This window comes from Kurthia populi (genome assembly GCF_042686175.1).
Lineage (GTDB): Bacteria > Bacillota > Bacilli > Bacillales_A > Planococcaceae > Kurthia > Kurthia populi.
The window spans coordinates 1-4,737 of sequence record NZ_JBHUOR010000080.1 but is presented as its reverse complement, the minus strand read 5'-3'; the positions used below and the strand labels follow the sequence as shown (position 1 = coordinate 4,737).

Annotated in this window: 1 protein-coding gene and 2 pseudogenes; all 3 read left to right on the top strand. The window is 39.8% G+C overall.

What is annotated here, in order from left to right:
• Window positions 1-116: 116 nt before the first annotated feature.
• Window positions 117-1,886 (top strand): annotated as a pseudogene (locus ACFSY7_RS20335) (SpaA isopeptide-forming pilin-related protein); the annotation flags it as partial.
• Window positions 1,887-1,931: 45 nt separating this feature from the next.
• Window positions 1,932-2,216, top strand: a pseudogene (locus ACFSY7_RS20330) (prealbumin-like fold domain-containing protein); the annotation flags it as partial.
• Between the two features lie 48 nt (window positions 2,217-2,264).
• Window positions 2,265-4,559 (top strand): SpaA isopeptide-forming pilin-related protein, encoded by a 2,295-nt coding sequence (locus tag ACFSY7_RS20325; protein ID WP_449274626.1) that lies wholly within the window; start codon window positions 2,265-2,267, stop codon window positions 4,557-4,559.
• Window positions 4,560-4,737: the final 178 nt, after the last annotated feature.

Here is a 4,737-nt window from a genome sequence, read left to right as displayed (position 1 = left end):
GCACTTTCATTGATCAACAATCGACCAAGAAAGTGCCTCAACTGGAATACCACACAGGATGCATTTGAATGTGAAGTGGTGCAGTTAATTTGACAATCTATCATAACAAAAAAATAGTGACGCCACCAGAGGGGAAGCATCGTATTACGATTTACAAAAAAGATGCAGCTGATAAGAAGACACCACTAGCAGGGGCAGAATTCACGCTGAAGCTAGGTGATCAAGTTATGGGAACAAAAATAACGGGTGCAAATGGTGTTGTTCAATTCGCTGGTCTTGCAGCGGGAACGTATACAATTGTAGAGACAAAAGCGCCAGCAGGCTATAAAGCATTAACGACTAGCCAATCTGTAACAATTGGCGGCGCATATGCATCAACGTATAGCGGAGACAAAGGCTCGAATAAAGATGTTGTCTTCTATAACGAAAAAGAAAAACCTGCAAAAACTGGCGAATTAACAATTGTGAAGAAAGACAAAGATTCAAATGCTTTATTAGCAGGGGCAGAATTTAAAGTGACAAATAAAGCAACGGGTGAAGTAGTTGGCTCAGGAATTACAAATGAGCAAGGCGTTCTTGTCATTAAAAATTTACCAGTTGATGCAACTTATACTGTAGAAGAGGTTGCGGCACCAGCTGGATATGAAAAAATTACAGGCACCCAAACAGTAACGATTGATTCAGATAAGCATAAGGTAAAAGGAAAAGATAAATGCGCCGTATCACTTGTCTTCTTTAATAAAAAGAAAACGACAGATGAAAAAGGTAGCGTAACGCTGAAGAAGATTGATAACGATACAGGTAAAGCGTTAGAAGGTGCAACATTTGCTTTATTCAATGAAGCAGGAGAAAAAGTCGCAGAAAAAACAACAGGTGCAGATGGTTATATTGAAGTGACCGACCTGAAGCCAGGAACATATTACTTCCAAGAAACAAAAGCACCAACAGGCTACAAAAAAATAGATACGAAGTTTACCGTAACCGTAAAGGATACGAAAAAAGGTGAGCATCATAATGGAAATAGTGTAACCGTTAAAAATGAGCTAGAGAAAAATGGTCTAGGTGTTGTTAAACTACAAAAGACTGAAAAAGGAACGGACAAGCTATTAACAGGTGTTCAATTTAAATTATATGATGCAGACTATAAGCTAGTATCGGATACGGTGTATACAACACAAAATGGGTTCATTACAGTAACGGGTCTGACACTTGGAGAAACATATTACTTCCAGGAAACAAAAGCATTAGATGGCTATGAACCAAATACAAGTTTCCAAAAAGTTGTAGCAGGTACTGAAGTGACTCCTGGTGTGGTGACGATGGAAAATGAAAAAACAACACCGAAAGTGGGCGCAGTTGGTTTGACGAAAACAGATGCGGTCACAGGAAATACACTAGCGGGTGTTAAATTTAATATCGTCAATAAGGATACGGGAGACATCATTCCAGTCGTGACAAATGAATGGGGTCAAATAAATCGTGGTGACCTTCCAATGGGTAACTATTATATTGAAGAAACGGGACCACTACCTGGCTATGAAAAGAACACAGAAAAAATTGAATTTAGTCTTCCGAATGAAAAAGGTTCAACAGGCGAAGAAAAATATTACCCAAGATTTACGATGACGAATATGCCAATCTCAACACCAACCTTATATGATGCAACGCTATTAAAAATTGATAGTGCAGATCATAAGCTTGTATTAGAAGGAGCGGTGTTTGGGGTGTACAAAGCAGGTAGCGACGAGCCAGTTACAAAAGTAACAACGGGTGCGGACGGTACGGCTACGGCTACAGGACTTGAAGCGGGTAGCTATTACTTTAAAGAGCTTGTCCCACCAGCAGGGTATGACAAAAATGAGCAAAGCTATCCATTTACAGTAGGGGAAGATAAAGCAAAAGGTGGCGACCATCATTCGAAAAAAATTGTCGTGAAAAATAACAAATCGACAGTAGAAGAGGACAATGGTTCGGCATCCATTCGAAAAGTAGATGAAAAAGGCAAGGTACTACAAGGTGCGACGTTCCAATTGTATAAAGGTGATGAAAAAGTAGGCGAACCAATTGTCACAGACAATAATGGTGTCGCAGGCGTAGCGAAATTAGCTTATGGTGATTATTATTTTGTTGAAACGAAAGCACCAGAGGGCTATAAGCTAGATTCAACACCAATTAAGTTTACGATTTCAAAAGAGCATAAAGAGTTTACAAAAACAGTTAAAAATGAAAGAGAGAAACCTGAGCCGCATAAAGGAAAAGCTTCAATTAAGAAAGTGGATGAAGATGGCAAGCCGCTTGCAGGTGCCGTATTCCGTTTATTCACAAGCGATAAAACCTTTGTGAAGGAAGTAACATCTGGAGCAGACGGCTATGCGATTGTTGATAATCTTGAAGTAGGTAACTACTACTTTGTTGAAACAAAGGCACCAGCTGGCTACGAAGCTGATTTAACAAAAATGTACTCAGTTGAAGTTAAAAAGCATGGTGGCCATTCTAAAGTTTATGCGGTAAATAAATTGTTGCCAGTTGAAACAGGCAGCGCGACATTAGTTAAGGTAGGCGAAAATAAGCAACCATTAGCAGGCGCGGTCTTCCAACTTTATAAAGATGGCGAGCCATACGGCGACCCGATGACAACAACAACAGACGGCGTTGTTAAAGTAAGTGACTTAGCATTCGGTCACTACTACTTTAAAGAAGTAACGGCACCAGCAGGCTATGTGCTAAATGACAAACCGATTCATTTCACATTAAGTAAAAAAGATATGACATTTGAGCGTGAAGTACTCAACGAAAAAGAAGTAACACCACCAGTACTTGGCTCTGCAACTTTAATGAAAGTAGATAGCGATACGAAGGAGCCACTTGCGAATGCCACATTTGAATTGTATAAAGATGGTGCATTATACGGCACATACACTTCTGATGCTACAGGTTTAGTGAAAGCAAATGATTTACCACTCGGAAGCTACTACTTCAAAGAAACTGTACAACCAACAGGTTACAATTTAAATAGTGAAATTGTGAATTTCACATTAACAAAAGATCAACTATCATTCCACCGAGAATTTGCAAACACAAAAACGGTTGTCGTACCACCAATCTTAAAAGGTAATGTTGTGTTGATGAAGACAGATGTCGATACGAAAGAGGGATTACAAGGAGCAATCTTTGAGTTACGCAATGCACAAAATGTAGTGGTACAGTCGGGTCTGACAACCGACGCGACAGGACAAATTATCGTGAAAGATCTTGATGCAGGCACTTACAGCTTCATTGAGACAGTCGCACCAGCAGGCTATAAACTGAATACAGATCCTGTAACCTTCACTGTGAAAACAGGGGATACGGTTTATGTATCAAAAACAAACAAACTAGATACGGGTAGTGTCGTACTGACGAAAACAGATAAAAAATCAGGCCATGTATTAATGGGTGCGACATTCAAAGTAGTAGATGCGACAGGTAAAACGGTAAAAGAAGGCTTAACAACAAATGCAACAGGTCAAATTATGGTCGATCAATTAGCGCCAGGTGCTTATAGCTTTATCGAAACAAAAGCACCAGCAGGCTATAAACTAGATACGACACCAGTTGCATTTACAATCACAGCAGACCAAACAGCTGCAGTTCAGGTAACGAAAACAAATGACTTAGAACGAGGTAGTGTTGTTCTAACAAAAGTAGATGAAGATTCAAATGTTGTATTAGCAGGTGCAACATTCAAGCTACAAGATAGCGGTGGGAATGTTGTAAAAACAAACCTTGTTACAAACGCAGCAGGTCAAATTGTTGTCAATGATTTAGAGCCGGGCGATTATTACTTTATCGAAACAAAAGCACCAGCAGGCTACAAACTGGATGCAACACCAACAAAAGTAACAGTTGCTAAAGGATCAAACCAACTAAATTATGTGACGAAAACGAATAAAATGTTAGCAGGTACGGTTATGTTGACAAAAGTTGACGGTAAAACAGGTAAAACACTTGTAGGTGTTGTATTTAATCTAAAACGTAGTGACGGCACGATGCTACAGCAAAATTTAGTAACAGATAGCAACGGTCGTATTACGGTTAGTAATTTAAAACCTGGTACGTATGCATTTGTTGAAACAAAAACATTAAAAGGTTATAAATTGAATAAAACACCAATGACCTTCACGATTACAGAAGATGTCACATACCCAGTGTTGATTTCATTTATTAACTGGAAAGCATACGAAGCACCAACTGAGGAACCAGAAGAACCATCAAACCCAGGTACACCAGGAAAACCAACGAAACCAACAACACCAGTGACACCAACAACACCAGTGACACCAACAACACCAAGCACATCGACGGGCACGAATACGCCAAATAACGCGTCAGCACCAACTGTGAAGGCGACAACCACGTATACAAATCCGCCACAAGCATCAGCTACTCCAACAACGACTGCAGGAACGAAGAGTCTATTACCACAAACAGGTGTAGGCTATGCAACAACTGCAGCAGTCGGAATGGCTATTGTATTGTTCGCATGGTGGTTAATCCGTCGCTCACGTAGAGCACATTAAGAACTAATCTAAAAAGAGGCTAGGATAGAAGCCTACCTCAACACGCACAATAAAAAGAAGGAATCGCACAGTCAAAACGAACTGACCTAAAAATCTGAGACAACATAAAAAGAAAAAGACACGTTCAAGGGTATACAATCTTTGGAGGTGTTTTTTGATGGGCAAAAAACAAACGGAT